14 protein-coding genes are annotated in these 17,078 nt (G+C 37.4%); 8 read left to right on the top strand and 6 right to left on the bottom strand.

The genetic code is table 11. From position 1 onward, the window contains the following. Window positions 1-135: 135 nt before the first annotated feature. The 5 genes from F9B76_RS04710 (at window position 136) to F9B76_RS04690 (ending at window position 5,687) form a co-directional block, all read left to right on the top strand. Complete coding sequence (locus tag F9B76_RS04710; protein WP_159991070.1) at window positions 136-1,380, top strand: porin; 1,245 nt, start codon at window positions 136-138, stop codon at window positions 1,378-1,380. Window positions 1,381-1,702: 322 nt separating this feature from the next. After that, a complete protein-coding gene (locus tag F9B76_RS04705) occupies window positions 1,703-2,950 on the top strand; it encodes a porin (protein ID WP_159991069.1) in 1,248 nt (415 codons plus the stop codon). Window positions 2,951-3,374: 424 nt separating this feature from the next. Then, window positions 3,375-4,631: a porin gene (locus F9B76_RS04700; RefSeq protein ID WP_159991068.1), complete on the top strand. Its 1,257-nt coding sequence runs from the start codon at window positions 3,375-3,377 to the stop codon at window positions 4,629-4,631. A 279-nt stretch (window positions 4,632-4,910) separates the two neighbouring features. After that, window positions 4,911-5,189, top strand: coding sequence for a type II toxin-antitoxin system TacA family antitoxin (locus F9B76_RS04695; protein ID WP_159991067.1), 279 nt, complete (start codon window positions 4,911-4,913; stop codon window positions 5,187-5,189). Continuing rightward, window positions 5,190-5,687 (top strand): GNAT family N-acetyltransferase, encoded by a 498-nt coding sequence (locus tag F9B76_RS04690; protein ID WP_159991066.1) that lies wholly within the window; start codon window positions 5,190-5,192, stop codon window positions 5,685-5,687. It begins immediately after the preceding gene. 88 nt (window positions 5,688-5,775) lie between these two features. On the opposite strand, the gene F9B76_RS04680 is transcribed toward F9B76_RS04690, so the two are convergent. Together F9B76_RS04680 and mfd are read right to left on the bottom strand one after the other, a co-directional pair. Then, window positions 5,776-7,449: a Fic family protein gene (locus F9B76_RS04680; protein ID WP_201289355.1), complete on the bottom strand. Its 1,674-nt coding sequence runs from the start codon at window positions 7,447-7,449 to the stop codon at window positions 5,776-5,778. Window positions 7,450-7,893: 444 nt separating this feature from the next. After that, window positions 7,894-11,331 carry a transcription-repair coupling factor gene (mfd, locus tag F9B76_RS04675; RefSeq protein ID WP_159991065.1) on the bottom strand — a complete coding sequence of 1,146 codons (3,438 nt, stop codon included), beginning with the start codon at window positions 11,329-11,331 and terminating at the stop codon, window positions 7,894-7,896. 344 nt (window positions 11,332-11,675) lie between these two features. Here mfd and ispD point away from each other — a divergent pair, with 344 nt between their 5' ends. From ispD to F9B76_RS04660, 3 genes are all read left to right on the top strand, one after another. After that, window positions 11,676-12,449, top strand: coding sequence for a 2-C-methyl-D-erythritol 4-phosphate cytidylyltransferase (ispD, locus tag F9B76_RS04670; protein WP_235914907.1), 774 nt, complete (start codon window positions 11,676-11,678; stop codon window positions 12,447-12,449). Next, window positions 12,446-12,928 carry a 2-C-methyl-D-erythritol 2,4-cyclodiphosphate synthase gene (gene ispF, locus F9B76_RS04665; RefSeq protein ID WP_159991064.1) on the top strand — a complete coding sequence of 161 codons (483 nt, stop codon included), beginning with the start codon at window positions 12,446-12,448 and terminating at the stop codon, window positions 12,926-12,928. The genes ispD and ispF overlap by 4 nt, the downstream gene beginning before the upstream one ends. A gap of 134 nt (window positions 12,929-13,062) precedes the next feature. After that, the gene (locus tag F9B76_RS04660; protein ID WP_159991063.1) at window positions 13,063-13,524 is read left to right on the top strand and encodes a hypothetical protein; all 462 of its coding nucleotides are present in this window, start codon (window positions 13,063-13,065) and stop codon (window positions 13,522-13,524) included. Window positions 13,525-13,618: 94 nt separating this feature from the next. Here the strand turns inward: F9B76_RS04660 and F9B76_RS04655 are convergent, their stop codons facing one another. The 4 genes from F9B76_RS04655 to ompR form a co-directional block, all read right to left on the bottom strand. Further along, the gene (locus tag F9B76_RS04655; protein ID WP_159991062.1) at window positions 13,619-14,137 is read right to left on the bottom strand and encodes a carboxymuconolactone decarboxylase family protein; all 519 of its coding nucleotides are present in this window, start codon (window positions 14,135-14,137) and stop codon (window positions 13,619-13,621) included. Window positions 14,138-14,250: 113 nt separating this feature from the next. Beyond that, complete coding sequence (locus F9B76_RS04650) at window positions 14,251-14,799, bottom strand: peroxiredoxin (protein WP_159992103.1); 549 nt, start codon at window positions 14,797-14,799, stop codon at window positions 14,251-14,253. Between the two features lie 80 nt (window positions 14,800-14,879). Beyond that, the gene (locus tag F9B76_RS04645; protein WP_159991061.1) at window positions 14,880-16,280 is read right to left on the bottom strand and encodes an ATP-binding protein; all 1,401 of its coding nucleotides are present in this window, start codon (window positions 16,278-16,280) and stop codon (window positions 14,880-14,882) included. Window positions 16,281-16,289: 9 nt separating this feature from the next. Continuing rightward, window positions 16,290-17,042, bottom strand: coding sequence for an osmolarity response regulator transcription factor OmpR (ompR, locus tag F9B76_RS04640; RefSeq protein ID WP_159991060.1), 753 nt, complete (start codon window positions 17,040-17,042; stop codon window positions 16,290-16,292). Between the last annotated feature and the right edge of the window lie 36 nt (window positions 17,043-17,078).

The raw sequence follows: 17,078 nt of genomic DNA, 5'->3' as shown, positions 1-17,078 counted from the left end.
AAAGTAATAATTAGTAATATTACTAATAGATTTCTTATCCAAAATTTGATGTACTAAATACCGTTTTCCTATTAAGGGAAACTTTAATGTTAAAAGACTAATTTTTAAAGTTAAAATTTATTACGGAGATTGTAGATGAGAAAATCACTATTAGTCGCTGCATTGGCAGTTGGTTTTGCAAGCACGGCACAGGCAGAGGTAAAACTTTATGGAAGAGTAAATTTTGGTGCTGCTTATGAACAAACCAAAACAACACTCTATCAAGATATTAGTAATATGTACCATGATGCAGAGGGGAAAAATGCATTAAGAGCAGGTACAGTCAAAGAGCGTTCTATTGGTATTAGAGGGAATAATATTACCAGTTCTCGTTGGGGCTTAAAAGGATCGGAAGATTTAGGCAACGGGACATCTGCTATTTTCCAAGTGGAAGCTGGTTTTAACCCTACCACAGGTAAATCAACACAGGGGGGTGCTTTATTTGGGCGTTATGCTGTTTTAGGGTTAACAGGTGAAAAATGGGGTACATTAACCATTGGTCGTCAATATAGTGTGGCAGATGATCTTGTTGCCTTTGCCGATGTGGGCTGGTGGTATGGATCGGCTGACTCTACGATTGTAGGGGCTATTTCTACTCGTCAATCTCCAACTATTAAATACTTATCACCTGATTTAGAAGGATTTAAATTTGGTGTTGCTGTCCTTTCAGGTGATGAAAAAACAACCGAAGAAACACCTGATGGCAACGAAAAAATAACCAAGAAAAAACGAAATGGTGCGGCTATTGGTCTAAATTACAATAGCGGTCCGCTTGAATTAGGTGCAGCCTTTGAATATAACCGTGAACAAGGTAAAAATGTAGCAGATACTATCGATTATAATCGTAAGATTAAGGGGTGGTCTGTTGCTGGGGCTTATGATTTTGATGTGGTGAAATTACACTTAGCCTATGGTCAGCAACATGATGGTGTCTTGGGTACTGGGGACTATATGGGGATTTTGGACTATTTCCTAGATAGCTACTATGTACAAAAAGAGAATGAACCATTGATGAAGTTTAAAACTCGCCTGAATTCTAAAGGACTTCGTACCAAAGGTTGGTTTACCGGTGTTACTGCACCAGTGGGTGAGATGGGCGAAGTAACCTTTACCTACCAAGGCGGTCGTGTAAAACATAGTGATTTTGATACCTTACGGATTAATTCACACATCTATGAGCTTGCCTATAAACACAAACTGTCTAAACGAACCTATATCGCCTTTGTTGGTGCGTATGGCGAAACCAAGTTTAAAGGTAAAGTATTAAATGGCAATAAACATGGTCAATTTGCTAAAGTGAAATATAAAGATTTTAGAGTTGGTTTGGTCCATCGCTTCTAATCTAGTCAATAATTTTATGTTTTAACGTATTAGTTATATCCCTTTCTAAGGAGTTACTTTCTTTAGAAAGGGATTTTTATTACTTGAAAAATAGAGAATTCTTGTTTTAAAAAGTTTGTTGTATAAAAACATCTGAATAGAGCAAAAAAACAACATAAAATTATAAAAATTTACAAGTAATAAAATTTACTTACAAAATTTACTACACTTCGTATATCAAAATCTGGTGGGCTAAATGCAGCTCCTAGATTTTGGATGTCTTTATAGACAGTGTGCCAGTAAGAGACACTGTTTCACTGTGTAAATATTACGGAGATCGTAGATGAAAAAATCATTATTAGTCGCTGCATTAGCAGCTGGTTTTGCTAGTACGGCACAAGCAGATGTGAGTTTGTATGGTCGTATTGACTTTGGTGCAGGTTATGAACAAACCAAAACAACTATTAACCAAGGTATTAATCATGTGTACAAAGATAAAAAACCTGTTGTAGCAGGTACGACTAAAGTACGTTCTACAGGTATTAAGCCTAATATCGCCACAAGCTCTCGTTGGGGCTTAAAAGGATCGGAAGACTTAGGTAACGGTACATCCGCTATCTTCCAACTTGAGGGTGGCTTTAATCCTGAAACAGGTAAATCAACGCAAGGAGGTGCTTTATTTGGACGTAAGGCAATTATTGGCCTGAAAAGTAAAAACTGGGGTACATTAACCATCGGTCGTCAAAATAGCGTTGCGGATGATATGGTGTCTTTTGCTGATGTGGGTTGGAGCAATGGTGCTGCTGGCTCAACCTTAGCAGGATCTATTTCTACACGCCAATCACCAACGATTAAATATTTATCGCCTAATTTAGATGGTTTTAAATTTGGTGTGGTTGTCCTTTCAGGTGATGAAAAAACAACCGAAAAAACAGTGGGAGAAAAAGAAGTTACGAGTAGAAAAGTGCGAAATGGTGTGGCTTTTGGTCTAAACTATAACAATGGTCCTCTTGAATTAGGTGCTGCTTTTGAATATAACCGTGAAAAGGGTGAAAATGAAAAAGATAGTAGTGGTAAGGTGATTGAAAACTATGAGCGTAAAATCAAAGGTTGGTCTATTGGTGCTGCTTATGACTTTGAAGTGGTGAAATTACACTTAGCTTATGGTCAGCAACATGATGGTGTCTTGGGTTCAGGCTTTGGTATCGTAGATGATTTCCTTGGTGCATACCAAGTAGATAATAAGGCGAAAACAGCGAAAACATCTTTCAAAAAACGCTTAAATTCAGAAGGTTTACGTACACAAGGTTGGTTTGCTGGTCTTACTGCACCAGTAGGCGAGATGGGGCAGCTTTCTTTCACTTACCAAGGTGGTCGTATCAGACATAGTGATTTTGATACCTTACGTATCAATACACATATCTATGAACTTGGCTATAAACACAAATTATCTAAACGTACCTATATCTATGCGATCGGTGGCTATGGTGAAACCAAATACAAAGGTAAACTACTAAGTAGTCATAAAAATGGTCAGTTTGCTAAAGTGAAATATCAAGAAGCTAGAATTGGTCTTGTTCATTACTTCTAATGTACGCATAATTTAATGCTTATCTAAAAATCTCTCTCTGGTATCCTAGGGAGAGATTTTTTTATATATCCTGTAAGGAAAATAGCGTATTTTTTTAGATTATGCATTGAAACGTAAGTGATTTTGTCTTTTGTAGCGTTTTGATAGTTAAGTATTTTTTGAGCAAAAATAGCTAAGTGGCTATTTTTACAGTTATTTAGAAAATAATGATAATTTTATGTTGTATAAAAGCATCAAAAAATAGCAAAAAAACAACGAATTTAAGGTGAAAAACCACAAATTGCAAACTTTATTAACAATAAAACTAGCTTTTCTTACCAAAATTTGATGCAATAAACATAGTTCCTTTTTAGGGAAATTTTTTTAGAATAGTGTTCTGATACCAGACGCTGTTCAGGTCAATCAAATCTTACGGAGATTTTAAATGAAAAAGTCATTATTAGTAGCAGCTTTAGCAGTAGGTTTTGCAGGCGTTGCTCATGCTGAGTCATCAGTAACACTATATGGTTTAGTTGACGTTGGTTTTGGTTATGAACAAACTAAAACAACATTTAAAGATACAGGTGTTTTCACTCGTTCTGGAGCGGGTACAACAGAAAGTCCTTTTGTATATACTGAAGCAGTAAACAAACAAATTAAAAACCGTACAGTTGGTGCTGTAACCAATGTTAAAAACAGTTCTCGTTGGGGTTTAAAAGGGTCTGAAGACTTAGGTAATGGTACATCAGCAATCTTCCAATTAGAGTCTGGTTTTGAGCCTGCTTCTGGTACTTCTACTCAAGGCGGTGCTTTATTCGGTCGTAAAGCGATTGTGGGTTTAACAGGTGAAAGCTGGGGTACATTCACTATCGGTCGTCAATACAACTTAGCTGACGATTTTATCGCAGGTATTGATCCATTTGGTACTAGCTTTGGTCAAGCAACAGCCGAATCTACATTCGGTGCTTCTATCACTGCTCGTCAAACACCAACAATCAAATATGTATCTCCAAACTTTGATGGTTTCAAATTTGGTGTAGCGGTTATCTCTAGTGATGAGAAAACAACAACTTCAACAGCAGCTTCTAAAACTGTTGAAAAAACCAAAACTAATGGTTTCTCTTTCGGTTTAGGTTACAACAATGGCCCTGTTGAGTTAGGTGTGGCATTTGACTACAACCGTAATAAAAAAGAACTTAACGGTGACACTACTTCAGATAGCAAAGCAAAATCTTGGATTGTTGCAGGTGCGTATGACTTTGATGTAGTTAAATTACACTTAGGCTATGGTCAACAACGTGATGGCGTAGTAAATGGTGACTTTGGTAATGCTTATGAGTTATTAGGTAGAGTATATGGTCAAGAGCTTGATGCTAATGGTCGTCCAGTATATTCAACTTTAGCTTCAGAACTTGATACTAAAGGTTTACGTACACAAGCATGGTTTGCTGGTTTAACAGCACCTGTAGGTGAAGCAGGTAAAGTTATCTTTGGTTACCAAGGTGGTCGTGTTAAACACCGTGAATTTGATGATTTCCGTGCAAACGCTCACATCTTCAGTTTAGCTTACCAACACAACCTATCTAAACGTACACACGTTTACTTATTAGGTAGCCTTGGCAAAACTAAATACAAAGAACCTAATGAATTTGCTAAAACAACAACACAACAATTCGTTCTTGGTTTACAACACCGCTTCTAATAGTGGTATAAGGGTTTAGTCCCTTTCCAATATAAAACGCACACCCCCTAGTCTCTAGGGGGTGTTTGTTTTTGTGGTGCTAACTAGGATAATATTGTCCTATAAGGAGTTTGATATATTGGCAAATAATAAAAATCACCCTACAATAGGTACTTATAGCTTAGTGATGAACGTATCAATACATACTAGGTAGTTTATTATGTTTTGTACTTCTATCATATTTTATTGAAAAATACGGCTATTTGCCGTATCGTATATAAGTAATTTATAGGAGTATATATGGAAAAAGTATCATTTGCTCGTCTTGAAGCAAGACTTCAACAAGATATTTATAATATCATTAAGCAAGCAGCTAAAATAACGGGTAAGTCAGTGACAGAGTTTGTGGTAAATGCGGCTTATGCTGAAGCAACAAAATCAATTAAAGAGCATGCTTTAATTGAGTTAATGGTGAGCGACCAACATAAACTTATTAATGCCTTATCACAAGATTATGAACCTAACGATGCGATGAAACGAGCGACTCAACGACGTCAGTTACTCTTACAGGACGAATAGATGGCATATTCATTTGTTGAACTATCATCATCCATTAATAGAAAGGATTTTTTGAGTTGTTCTGAGGAACTAAATGAATATTTCAAACAATTTGCCTCTCAAGATCAAAAGCGTGGTTTAGCAAAGTGCTATGTTTTAATCTCTGATACAAATGAAACTGTAGGATATTACACTATTTCAGCAAGTTCAGTCCTTCTAACAAGTTTTCCAAAAATAGTTCAAAAAAGAGCTTCTTATGAAGTATTACCTGTTGCATTAATAGGACGTTTGGCAATAGATAAAAAATTTGAAGGTAAGGGATTTGGATCAATATTAATTTATGATGCCATTGAACGAGTTAAAAAGAATGCATTAGCAGTTGCTGCTGTTATTGTTGTTGCAAAAGATAGTAAGGCGAGTAATTTTTATAAATACTTGAGCTTTATACCATTTGATAGTTTAATTAATGATAAAGAAGCCTTATTTTATCCTTTATCTAAGGTTTTTAATACTATTTAACCTTATAGACATAGTAGAAATGATGGATTAGAAGGAGTTCCTTAATATATTTTATGGTAGTTTATAGAATAAACTAGCCTACTTATGACTATTTTTTCTTTAATTGAGACAGTAATTTTCTTCCCTGTGTGGTCAAACGGTATTTTTGATAACGACTGTTGGGTTTATCAGGAATAGTCATTTCAATTAAGTTGAGTGATAAAGCAGGCTGAATATAGTTATTTCTAAATGTATGACGATGAAGTAAACTTAGCGTTTCCATTAACTCTTTTGTACCCATTTCTTGAATATTTAATGAATGTAGTAATGAAATAACTTGGCTACTGACTGGGTCGGTGACTGGGTCGGTAACTGGGTCGGTGACTGGGTCGGTGACTGGGTCGGTGACTGGGTCGGTGACTGGGTCGGTGACTGGGTCGGTGACTGGGTCGGTGACTGGGTCGGTAACTAAATTAGTCTTCTTATTACTATCTTGGTCAATTAATGTATAATGCTTATTTTCTAAAATAAATTCTTTGTGAATGGGTAATCGAATTATAAAATAAGTTCGGTCATCATCAGTTTCAAAAATCGGCATAGGTGATCCATTATGTGCCATTACATTCAAAATAGTTGGAATACCAGTGGAACGACCTTCTGTTAACTCTAATTCTTTTAAAAACTCACCAATCCTACGGTTTCTATAACGTCGGCTTACTGCTTTACCAGCTTGTAAGGTCTCCATTTTGATGGAACGATCCGGACCGGGGTAGCTTAAAATACTGATTTCATTATTATCAATACGGACTTCAATAGGTTCACGCAATTCATAAGAACGATGATAAACTGCATTCACCAAGGCTTCTTCAATAGCTTCAAAAGGAAAATTGAAAAAACGTCTCGCTTCTGCTTGATTAGGTAGTTTAATAATTTTTTCTTGTACATAATTATTTTTAATGAAATTCAATGCATCTTTCGTCATTTGTGCTAGAGGACCTTGAAATATTTTTTCTTCAAAAGATTGACCACCAGCCCCTTCAGGAAAATAAACTACATCAATTTGGGTATAAGGGAAAAAACGGTTAGGTTGACTATTAAAAAACATTAACCCTACATTTTTGGGAAATAAGGCTTCAGATGTACCACCAGCAATATTCATTCGTAGTGCTAATTCTTCAATAGATAGATTTTTGGCTATAGAAGATAAATCACTTTTTATATCTTTTAGAAATTCACGAACTAAGTGTGGTTCTAAATCATTTAATGTCGCAGTAATATGTAAACGGTCATCAAATGGGACTCTATTAGCTAAACTGATTAATTCTTGTTCATCTGCACCGGTAGCCATAACTGTACTGCTATGTTTACGAATATAGTAAGCCCACTCTTTATTATCTTTAGCTAAGCTTTTTTTAGCTTTATAGGGACGTACTTCACCGCCACTTACCCATAAAACTAAAATAGCTTTACCTTGGATGTCATAAGTGGCTGTTAAGGTATTAAAACTAGGTTGAATCGCATAGTGTTCTAAATTGAGCAATTCTTTTTGGATACGATCGATTTCACTATGAGATAAACCAACAGGGGGTAATTGCGGCATACCATCTTTTTCTTTTACTCCAATAACAATATAGCCACCACCTAAATTATGAAAATCATTTGCAAAGGCACAAATAGTGTGCAAAATACGCTCTGGATTCCATCCCTCTTTATATTCAATACGTTCACTTTCTATAGTACGTTGTGTTAATAAATCATGGATATTGATTGGCAGTTTGTTCATTGTAGCTTTCTTTTGTTAATTAGGTATAAAAATAGCTTTTAATACTGATACCTTAAGTTGTTTAGTTTATTCCAATAATACATCTATTTTAACGGTTAGTCGGTTATAAAAGTAAATTGACTTTTTAAAATTTTAACAATTAATAGGTGTGTTTATAGTAAATAATTAGAATTTTCAAGTTATAAAAATTAAGCTAGATAGAAATTATTTATTCTAATTTAAATAAATATAAGTTTCTGAATTGCCTATGATTTTTATGAATAGTATCTCATAAATAAGTAGTGTTGTAGATGGATATGATTAGTAAAAAAGTGCTAAAACAGTAGTTTTACCAGACCACTATTTTATGTTAATCAGCTAGTAGGAATATTCTCTTTTTTGGTAATTAAGAAGTATTATCTTTGAATAAGATAATAGGCAAAAATATTCCTTACTCTTTTAGCTTTACTTATCTTTTATTAACACCTTAATCAACTGTCGAATACTCTCAATCCGTTGTGCAATATCGGGCATATTCTTGAGTTCAATACGTAATTTATCGGGGCCTTGTAGGCGAATATGGCGATTTTTTTGGATTAATTCAATAATCGTTACAGGATCAATTTTATTGGTATCAGGCGTAAAGACAAGGAGTGCATTTTCTTCACTAATATCCACTTTATGAATATCAACTTGTTGTGCCATGATGCGTAAACGGTGGGTTGCCATTAGCATAAGTGCGGGTTCGGGGAGCTTGCCAAAACGATCGACTAATTCTTCTTGGATAATAAATAAATCCTGATCACTTTCTGCGTGTGAGAGTTGTTTATAAATAGAGAGACGAATATTAATATCGGGGCAGTAATCATTCGGTAAGAGGGCGGAAGTGTGTAAATTGACCTCGGTACTTAAATCAAAAGGTGATTCTAAATCAGGCTCTTCCCCTGCTTTTAAGGCTTTAACCGCACGATTCAGCATATCGGCATAGAGGCTAAAACCAATTTCTTGAATATTCCCCGATTGTTGATCCCCTAAGACTTCACCTGTTCCTCGAATCTCTAAATCATGCATAGCAAGATAAAAACCAGAACCAAGCTCTTCCATTGATTGAATCGCTTCCAAGCGTTTTTTAGCTTGAGCGGTAATAGCATCTTCACCGGGGGTGAGTAAGTAGGCATAGGCTTGATGGTGAGAGCGTCCTACCCGTCCACGTAATTGGTGTAGTTGTGCTAGCCCTAATTTATCGGCACGGTGCATAATAATGGTATTGGCACTAGGGACATCAATCCCTGTCTCAATAATGGTGGTACAGAGTAGAATATTACAACGTTGATGGTAGAAGTCTTTCATCACGGTCTCTAGCTCTCGTTCACTCATTTGTCCGTGTGCCACACCAATACGTGCTTCTGGCATTAATTCTTCCAATCGTGCTTTACGGTTATAAATGGTATCCACTTCATTATGTAAGAAATAGACTTGCCCCCCACGTTTTAATTCGCGTAATACCGCTTCTCGGATAGTGCTATTGTCTTCACGTCTGACAAAGGTTTTTATCGCCAGTCGTTTTTGGGGGGCGGTGGCAATCACAGAGAAATCACGAATCCCTTCTAATGACATACTGAGTGTACGTGGAATTGGGGTAGCCGTCAGGGTGAGAATATCCACTTCAGAACGTAGGGCTTTTAGGGCTTCTTTTTGACGTACCCCAAAACGATGTTCTTCATCAATAATCACTAAACCTAATCGTTTAAAATTAACGTCTTTTGATAAAACCTTATGTGTACCGATAACAATATCAACCGTCCCTTCTTCAAGACCTTTGAGGGTCGCATTGACTTCTTTTGTACTTTTAAAGCGAGAAAGTTCAGCGATTTTGACGGGCCAATCAGCAAAGCGGTTGATAAAGGTTTGTGTATGCTGTTCAGCTAATAGGGTGGTTGGGCATAGCATAACTACTTGCTGCCCATTGGCAACACATAAAAAGGCGGCACGTAGGGCGACCTCTGTTTTACCAAAACCCACATCGCCACAGACTAAACGATCCATCGGTTTATCGCTCGTCATATCATGAATAACTGCCTCAATCGCTTGCTGTTGATCAGGGGTTTCTTCAAATCCAAATCCCTCTACAAATTGTGTGTAGTCTTGTAGCGGAAGTTTAAAGCTATAACCTTGTCGTAAAGCTCGTTGTGCATAAATATGTAAAAGCTCGGCAGCTGTATCACGGACTTGTTTAGCTGCTTTTTTGCGTGCTTTTTCCCATTGTCCTGATCCTAAGCGGTGTAGGGGAGCGCTCTCTGCATCAATACCCGAGTAGCGAGAAATCACATGAAGTTGTGAAACAGGTACATAGAGTTTACTTTCACCTGCATAATCAATTTGTAGCATTTCAACGGTATCACCATTGATTTCCATATGGGTGAGTCCTTGATAGCGACCAATGCCATGTTGGATATGTACGATAGGATCTCCGGGTTGTAATTCAGAGAGATCTCTGACCATTGCATCGACATCACTGTGTTTTTCTTGCTGACGCTTACGGCGTTGTGAGATGCCTGCTGTTTCTGGGTATAAATCATTTTCTGTGATAACTAATAGCCGTGAAATGGTGAGTGCAAAGCCCTTTTGTAGAGGAGCGACTGTCATCACAAAAGGCTCAGGCGCATCAAAGAAATCTTGAATACTTTGTGTAACAATTGAGGGACGAAGCCCGTTTTCTTGTAAAAGTTGTAAGAGTGTCTCTCGCCGCCCAGCAGAATCTGCACATAATAAAATAGCGTATTCCCCTTTATCTATCACGGTTTTAAGGTGTTGAAAAGGCTCTTCGGTACGGCGTAACACAGCTACATTAGGTGGTGTGCTAATCGTTTGATCAATATCCTGCGTATCAAAAGTGAGACGTGGAAATTGTTTTAAAGCGGTAAAAAACTGCTCTTGTGTTAAAAAGAGATATTCAGGTGCTAAAACAGGGCGTTCTCTATCTGTATTTAAAAAACGATAACGGTTTTGAGTATCTTCTGTAAAAGCATGGATTGTTTTATCTATATCCCCTAGTGTGATACTGATAGCATCTTGGGGGAGGTAGTCAAAGATGGTGGCGGTTTCTTCAAAAAAGAGGGGTAAATAATATTCTATCCCGGTAAAGTTAATCCCATTCCCTACCTCTTTATAGGGTAAGGCTTTTGAGGGATCGCCTTCAAATACTTCTCTAAATCTGGCTCTAAATTGTTGGCGAGAGGTAGGATCCATAGGGAATTCTCGACCGGGGAGTAGATTGACTTCATTCACAGGATAGATACTGCGTTGGGTATCCACATCAAAAGAGCGAATAGAATCAATTTCATCATCTAATAAGTCTAAGCGATAGGGGAGTGCTGAACCCATTGGAAAAATATCAATAATACTGCCTCGGATACTAAATTCACCTGAGGTGGTTACTTGGCTAACATGGTGATAATTTGCCAAGATTAATTGATCGCGAAGGGCTTGTTCATTGAGCTGTTCCCCTTTTTTAAAGGCAAAGGTAAATGCAGCTAAAAAGCTAGGGGGCGCTAAGCGATAAAGCGCGGTTGTTACGGGAATAATCAGAATATCAACAGCTTGTTGGCGTAATTGGTTAAGTGTCTGTAGCCTTGCGGAGATCAAGTCCTGATGGGGTGAAAAATGATCATAAGGGAGTGTTTCCCAGTCAGGAAAAAGGCGAATACGAAGTGTTTTATCAAATAACGATATTTCATCGGTAAGACGCTGTGCTTCAGAAGGATCAGCACAGAAGATCACAAGACATTTTTGTGTTTTTTGTACAAGTTGTGTAAACCAGAAAGCATCACCAGAGCCAGCAGGACGCGCTACACTATGTTTTTGACCGATTTTGAGTGTAGGGAGAGTAAAGTTATTGTTCATATTCTGAGAAGAGTAACAAATGCTGTAAAGTCTTATTTTAAAACATTGTACAGTGGATACCTAAGGGATAGGATAATACATTAGAAAAATAATAGGTGCTTTTGTTCCCCGTGATAAATAGGAGTGATACAGTATTTGTACTTTATTTATCGTGGTTAAATTATTTTAAGTATAGTGTATTTTCTGTATGATTTAGTTTATATGCGAATAATCGTGATTCCTTTGAATAAAATGTGATTGGTTTTCTAATAGATAAAGAGGGAGAAGTTTGTAGAAGATAAATAGAAAAGGATCTGTGCATAAAGGTGATTTGTTAAAATAACTCTTTTTTAATGAGAACAAATATGATGATGGTGTCGTCTTCACCGATTGTCGCTATTATTCCTGCTGGTGGGGTAGGAGCAAGGGCGCAAGTACAAGGTCATACTAAGCCTAAGCAATATCGTGAGATTCATGGTAAAGCGATGCTATTACATAGTGTAGAGGCATTATTAGCACATTCAGCGATTAAGCAAGTATATATTGGTGTTGCTGCTGATGATGAATGGATACAAACCATAGATTTACCTGAATATTGTGTTGTGCTGCCAACAGGGGGGGCAACGCGTGCAGATACGGTGCTTAATACGCTAAAAGCCCTCCCTTTTAATGAAGAAACTTGGGTGATGGTACATGATGCGGCTAGACCGGGTTTACCTCTTGATGTATTGGATCGCTTAATTCAGACTTGTGTATCGCAAGATATAGGGGGGATAGTTGCTTTACCTGTGAGTGATACGGTAAAACGAGCGCAATCTTTTAAGGAGGGTGTTGCCAGTCCTAGTGGAGGGGCTGTAGAGAATAACCCCTCTTTTACTCGATTAAATGATACAGATGCTATATTGATTGAACAAACCATATCACGTGAGGGATTATGGTTAGCACAGACACCTCAATTATTTAAAAAAGGTTTATTAATAAAAGCGTTAGAAACGGCATTGTCAGCTGGGTTTGAGATAACAGATGAGGCAAGTGCTATAGAGTTTATTCAATCTCCTTGTTGTATGGTAAAGGGACATTGGCGTAATCTAAAAGTGACATGGGCAGATGATTTTGAATTAGTGGAGTATTTTTTATGATACCTGAATTTCGTGTTGGGCAAGGTTTTGATGTTCATGCTTTAGTAGAAGGTCGTCCGCTTATTTTGGGGGGCGTACATATTCCACATACACATGGTTTACATGGACATTCAGATGCGGATGCTTTATTGCATGCGATAACAGATGCTATATTAGGTGCGGCTGGTATGGGGGATATTGGTCGGTTATTTCCTGATACCGATCCGCGCTACCAAGGAGCAGATAGTCGAGTATTATTGCGCGCAGCTTTTGATAAAGTAAAAGCCGCAGGTTGGAAAGTGGTTAATGTAGATGCGACTATTCATGCTCAAGCCCCTAAAATTATGCCTTATGCGCCAGCAATGGTACATCATATTGCACAGGATTTAGCGATTGCTGAAGACTGTGTGAATGTTAAGGGTAAAACAAATGAGCATCTTGGTTTTTTGGGACGAAAAGAGGGGATTGCTGCGACAGTTGTGGTGTTATTGATGCGGTAGAGAGAAGAACTGAGCATTATAATGTTTAAGCTTTTAATATTAGTATAATAAGTCTTATCATTGTTATGCTTGATATAGACTAAAAATTCAACAATAATAATGATTAGATAGTCATTAATTTTAGGAAAATTATTATGCTATACATCCCACAGACTCAGCCAAATTACTATGTCAGTAGTATTGTGGCGTTAAATGTGCATAGTCCAAATGGTACGGGAGACTGGCATAGTGCGGCAGCACTTAATGATAATGCCTATCCGCAAGATTTTTATATTTATGGTAAAGGTCAAAAGCGAAGTACACACCATTTATTAGGTAATACGGGTATTATTGATGGGACACATCGTTTTAATGAAATGGGATATTATCCTGAAAATAGCCCTGTTTGGCTGGCAGATCACCCACGGGCTTGTGTTGATTATCTTTATACTGCTGTATTACAAACAGGCTTAATTGGACGTGTTATTTTAGATGATTGGTTTCCAAATAGCGAGGATAAACAATCTGTTTATGTTTTACTTAATCAAATTGAATCTCAATTAAATCCTCAAGAAAGGGAAAATTTACGATTATGGAAACAGAAAAATCCAATTTAAATAAAAACTAAATAACCCAACTATTAAAATAAAAAAACCGAGAAAAAACATTATATCTTTTCTCGGCAATAGGGGAATAGAGAAAATGGACTAATTATTTCCCTTGTGAAGCAAGAACAAGTGCTGCTGCATTGACAACAGAGGCAATACGTCCAACATCTTGAAGTTGCTCTTGAGTGAGTCCTTCTTTCTTCGCATTGTCATAGTGTGCTTTTACGCAGAAATGACATTTACCGACAATAGAAGCCGCAAGACCAAAAATTTCAAAACGCGCTTTAGCAATACCACCATGTGAAGCATAAGCATTCATGCGTAGGCGAGCAGGAAGCGTACGTAATTGCTCATCACCAGCCATTTCTAAATAAGGGTAATAAGTATTATTCATACCCATTAATGCTGCTGCAACTAGTACACCATTAACATCTTCTTCGCTAAGACCACTTTTGAATTGTTCAATTAAGAAAGTGCTTTTAGCCGCATAAGCAGCAGCAAGTGCAACACCGATTGCATCTGCTTCTGATAGAGAAGAGCGAGCAATAGCACCATCAATATTTAAGCGAATATCTTTTGCCCAATCAGGGATTTCATTTTTGATTGTATTTAAAAATTCCATATATATCCTTTCTATAGAAATGTGTCAAAAACTAAAAAGACACAAAACAGAGGGAAAAAGACCCAGCTGATGAGGGCTGGGTCAGGGATAATTTGTTCAAACTATAACGTTAATTATAGAGTTGAACCACCAGCTGCACGGTTGCATGGGCAAAGTTCGTCTGTTTGTAAACCGTCAAGAATACGTAAGATTTCTTCTGGGCTACGACCAACGTTTAAGTTATTGACTGAAACGTGTTGAATAACATTGTCTGGGTCAACGATAAATGTTGCACGTAATGCTACACCAGCACCTTTTTCACGTACACCTAATTGATCGATAAGAGAACCTGTTGTATCAGCAAATTGGTAGTGACCTAAACGATCTAAATCTTTGTGATCACGGCGCCATGCTAATTTACAAAACTCATTATCGACAGAACCACCCATTAATACAGCTTCACGGTCTTCAAAGTCTTTTGCTAAGTTATTGAAACCAACGATTTCTGTTGGGCAAACGAATGTGAAATCTTTAGGGTAGAAATAAATGATTTTCCATTTACCTGGGAAAGAGCTCTCAGTAATGTCTTCAAAAGCGGATACACCGTTTTCTTCGTGGTTGTTGAAACCAGGTTTTACACCAGTTACTTTAAACGCTTCTAATTTGTCACCTACTGTTTTCATCATAGATCCTTTCTAAATAAATTAATGGAATTAAGTCTTAATGACTTATTGTTAATGATATTATAAATCTATTAAAAAATCTAGTCCAATTGATTATTTCTATCATCAGCAAAGGAAATTTCTATCCGACATAATAATCCTTTGCCATTATTTGGTAATAAACGTAAATTACCGCCAATTTGTTTTAATAAACGATCACAAATAGTTAAACCCAGACCAAAACCATTGGCATTCGTGCGAGCTTGCTCTCCTCGCGAAAAAAGCCTTCTAATACGAGGAATTTCTTCTTCTTTAACCCCTTGTCCATAATCTTTTACATCAATATAGATGCTAGATAGATGGCGGTAGGCATGAAGATCAATGACAATCTCCCCTTGTTCAGTTCGTCCATACTTACGAGCATTTTCAACAAGATTGCCTACAATACGTTTTAGGTTGCCTTCTGAAATATTGGCGAAAAGATTATTCTCAATATGGTAGGTAAATTTACCATTGAGTTCATGAGTATAGTTTTGCTCACTTTTGCAGAGCTGTAGTAATGCTTCACTGACGTTGATCGTGGTTTGCTCATTAGGATCTGCTGGTCGGGCATAGTCAATAAGCTGATTAATACAATGATTAATTTGTTCTAAATCGTTATCAATCGCTTCTAAGGATTCTGCATTGATATTACTGAGTTCTACTTCTAATCGAATACGCGCTAAAGGAGTGCGTAAATCATGTGAAATGCCTGCAATCATGACTTGGCGATCGTTTTCGATTTCTTGTAAATCATTGATCATATGGTTTATATCATGGTAGAGGTTGCGTAACTCTCGAGGCCCACGATTTTCTGGTAGCATGGGTGGCTTTTTCCCACGACTTAATGCTTTAATAACTGTTGAGATACGTTGAAGAGGTTGATTCGCTAATAAGGCTAAGAAGATAGAACCAATAAAAGAAAGAATAATGGTAATTAAGCTCCAATAAATCCATTCTCGATTAATATCAGAGAAGAATGGTTGGTAATTAATTAATAACCAATAGGGCTCACCTGTTTGTGTATTCAGACTAATCCATAATCCCTTTCGTCCATTGACTTCTCGAGCAATGATTAACCGTGTATTTTGTTCTTTGAGGGCAACTCGGATTTTTTGTATCACCAAATTCCAAAATTTAGAAGCAGGAACAGGGGTGATCGTATCAGACATTTCACGAGGGAATACCTGTGTATCACCTAAACTTGCCAAATCAACAACTAAGGCAGCGTGTTTTTCAATGGGGGCGTATTGTAATGATTTTAAGGTGATATGGTATGCCGTGATGGCTCGTTCGGCGGTTTGTGTGGCACGAGGCTCTTGCTGTGCCAGTAAAAAGGCAAATGTCCATGCGGATAGACTTGATACTAATAAGATAAATAAAACCAAAAAGGCTCGGCCGAAGAGACCGAGTCTTATATGGCGAGTCATATACTCTGTCAGCAAAGTCCAAAATTTTTGCATAGAGAATATTTATGATGGATTAACACCAGTGTCTGCATCTGGTACAAAAACATATCCCATACCCCAAACTGTTTGGATATACATTGGTTTGGCAGGATTAGGTTCAAGTAATTTGCGTAGGCGAGAAATTTGTACATCTAGGCTACGATCAAATGCTTCGTATTCACGACCACGCGCTAATTCCATGAGTTTATCACGTGACATTGGCTCACGAGGATTGCGGGCAAATACTTTAAGTACAGAGAATTCACCTGTTGTAATGGGAATAAGCTCACCTTTTTTCGTTAATGTGCGAGTCGATAAATTAAGGGTATATGGACCAAAATTAATAATTTCAGTATCAAGGCTTGGTGCACCGGGTAGTTCATCTACTTGGCGACGGCGAAGAACGGCATTAACACGAGCAAGTAATTCACGAGGATTAAATGGTTTCGTTAAGTAGTCATCAGCACCCATTTCAAGACCTAGGATACGGTCAATATCTTCCGATTTAGCCGTTAGCATAATAACAGGTGTTGAATTACCTGCACCACGGATACGGCGGCAAATAGAAAGACCATCTTCACCCGGAAGCATCACATCAAGCACATAAAGGTCAAAGTTTTCTTTTTGAATGGCTTTATCCATTTCTTTACCGTCTTCAGCAGTCTGTACAACAAATCCTTGCTCGGTAAGATAACGGCGGAGTAAATCACGAAGACGTGGATCGTCATCGATTACTAATAGCTTGCGAGGAAGTGGGGTAGTTGCTGTTTGCATCATAAAAAATCCTTTACTTATGAATGAATTTGTATGTAA

This window comes from Pelistega ratti (assembly GCF_009833965.1).
Lineage (GTDB): Bacteria > Pseudomonadota > Gammaproteobacteria > Burkholderiales > Burkholderiaceae_B > Taylorella > Taylorella ratti.
The sequence above is the reverse complement of the archived record's forward strand: the minus strand, read 5'-3'. Positions and strand labels throughout refer to the sequence as shown.

What these genes read in the sequence shown, in the direction of transcription:
- F9B76_RS04710 (WP_159991070.1), top strand. Translation starts at nt 136, where the DNA reads ATGAGAAAATCACTATTAGTCGCTGCATTGGCAGTTGGTTTTGCAAGC.
- F9B76_RS04705 (WP_159991069.1), top strand. Translation starts at nt 1,703, where the DNA reads ATGAAAAAATCATTATTAGTCGCTGCATTAGCAGCTGGTTTTGCTAGT.
- F9B76_RS04700 (WP_159991068.1), top strand. Translation starts at nt 3,375, where the DNA reads ATGAAAAAGTCATTATTAGTAGCAGCTTTAGCAGTAGGTTTTGCAGGC.
- F9B76_RS04695 (WP_159991067.1), top strand. Translation starts at nt 4,911, where the DNA reads ATGGAAAAAGTATCATTTGCTCGTCTTGAAGCAAGACTTCAACAAGAT.
- F9B76_RS04690 (WP_159991066.1), top strand. Translation starts at nt 5,190, where the DNA reads ATGGCATATTCATTTGTTGAACTATCATCATCCATTAATAGAAAGGAT.
- F9B76_RS04680 (WP_201289355.1), bottom strand. Translation starts at nt 7,449, where the DNA reads ATGAACAAACTGCCAATCAATATCCATGATTTATTAACACAACGTACT.
- mfd (WP_159991065.1), bottom strand. Translation starts at nt 11,331, where the DNA reads ATGAACAATAACTTTACTCTCCCTACACTCAAAATCGGTCAAAAACAT.
- ispD (WP_235914907.1), top strand. Translation starts at nt 11,676, where the DNA reads ATGATGATGGTGTCGTCTTCACCGATTGTCGCTATTATTCCTGCTGGT.
- ispF (WP_159991064.1), top strand. Translation starts at nt 12,446, where the DNA reads ATGATACCTGAATTTCGTGTTGGGCAAGGTTTTGATGTTCATGCTTTA.
- F9B76_RS04660 (WP_159991063.1), top strand. Translation starts at nt 13,063, where the DNA reads ATGCTATACATCCCACAGACTCAGCCAAATTACTATGTCAGTAGTATT.
- F9B76_RS04655 (WP_159991062.1), bottom strand. Translation starts at nt 14,137, where the DNA reads ATGGAATTTTTAAATACAATCAAAAATGAAATCCCTGATTGGGCAAAA.
- F9B76_RS04650 (WP_159992103.1), bottom strand. Translation starts at nt 14,799, where the DNA reads ATGAAAACAGTAGGTGACAAATTAGAAGCGTTTAAAGTAACTGGTGTA.
- F9B76_RS04645 (WP_159991061.1), bottom strand. Translation starts at nt 16,280, where the DNA reads ATGCAAAAATTTTGGACTTTGCTGACAGAGTATATGACTCGCCATATA.
- ompR (WP_159991060.1), bottom strand. Translation starts at nt 17,042, where the DNA reads ATGATGCAAACAGCAACTACCCCACTTCCTCGCAAGCTATTAGTAATC.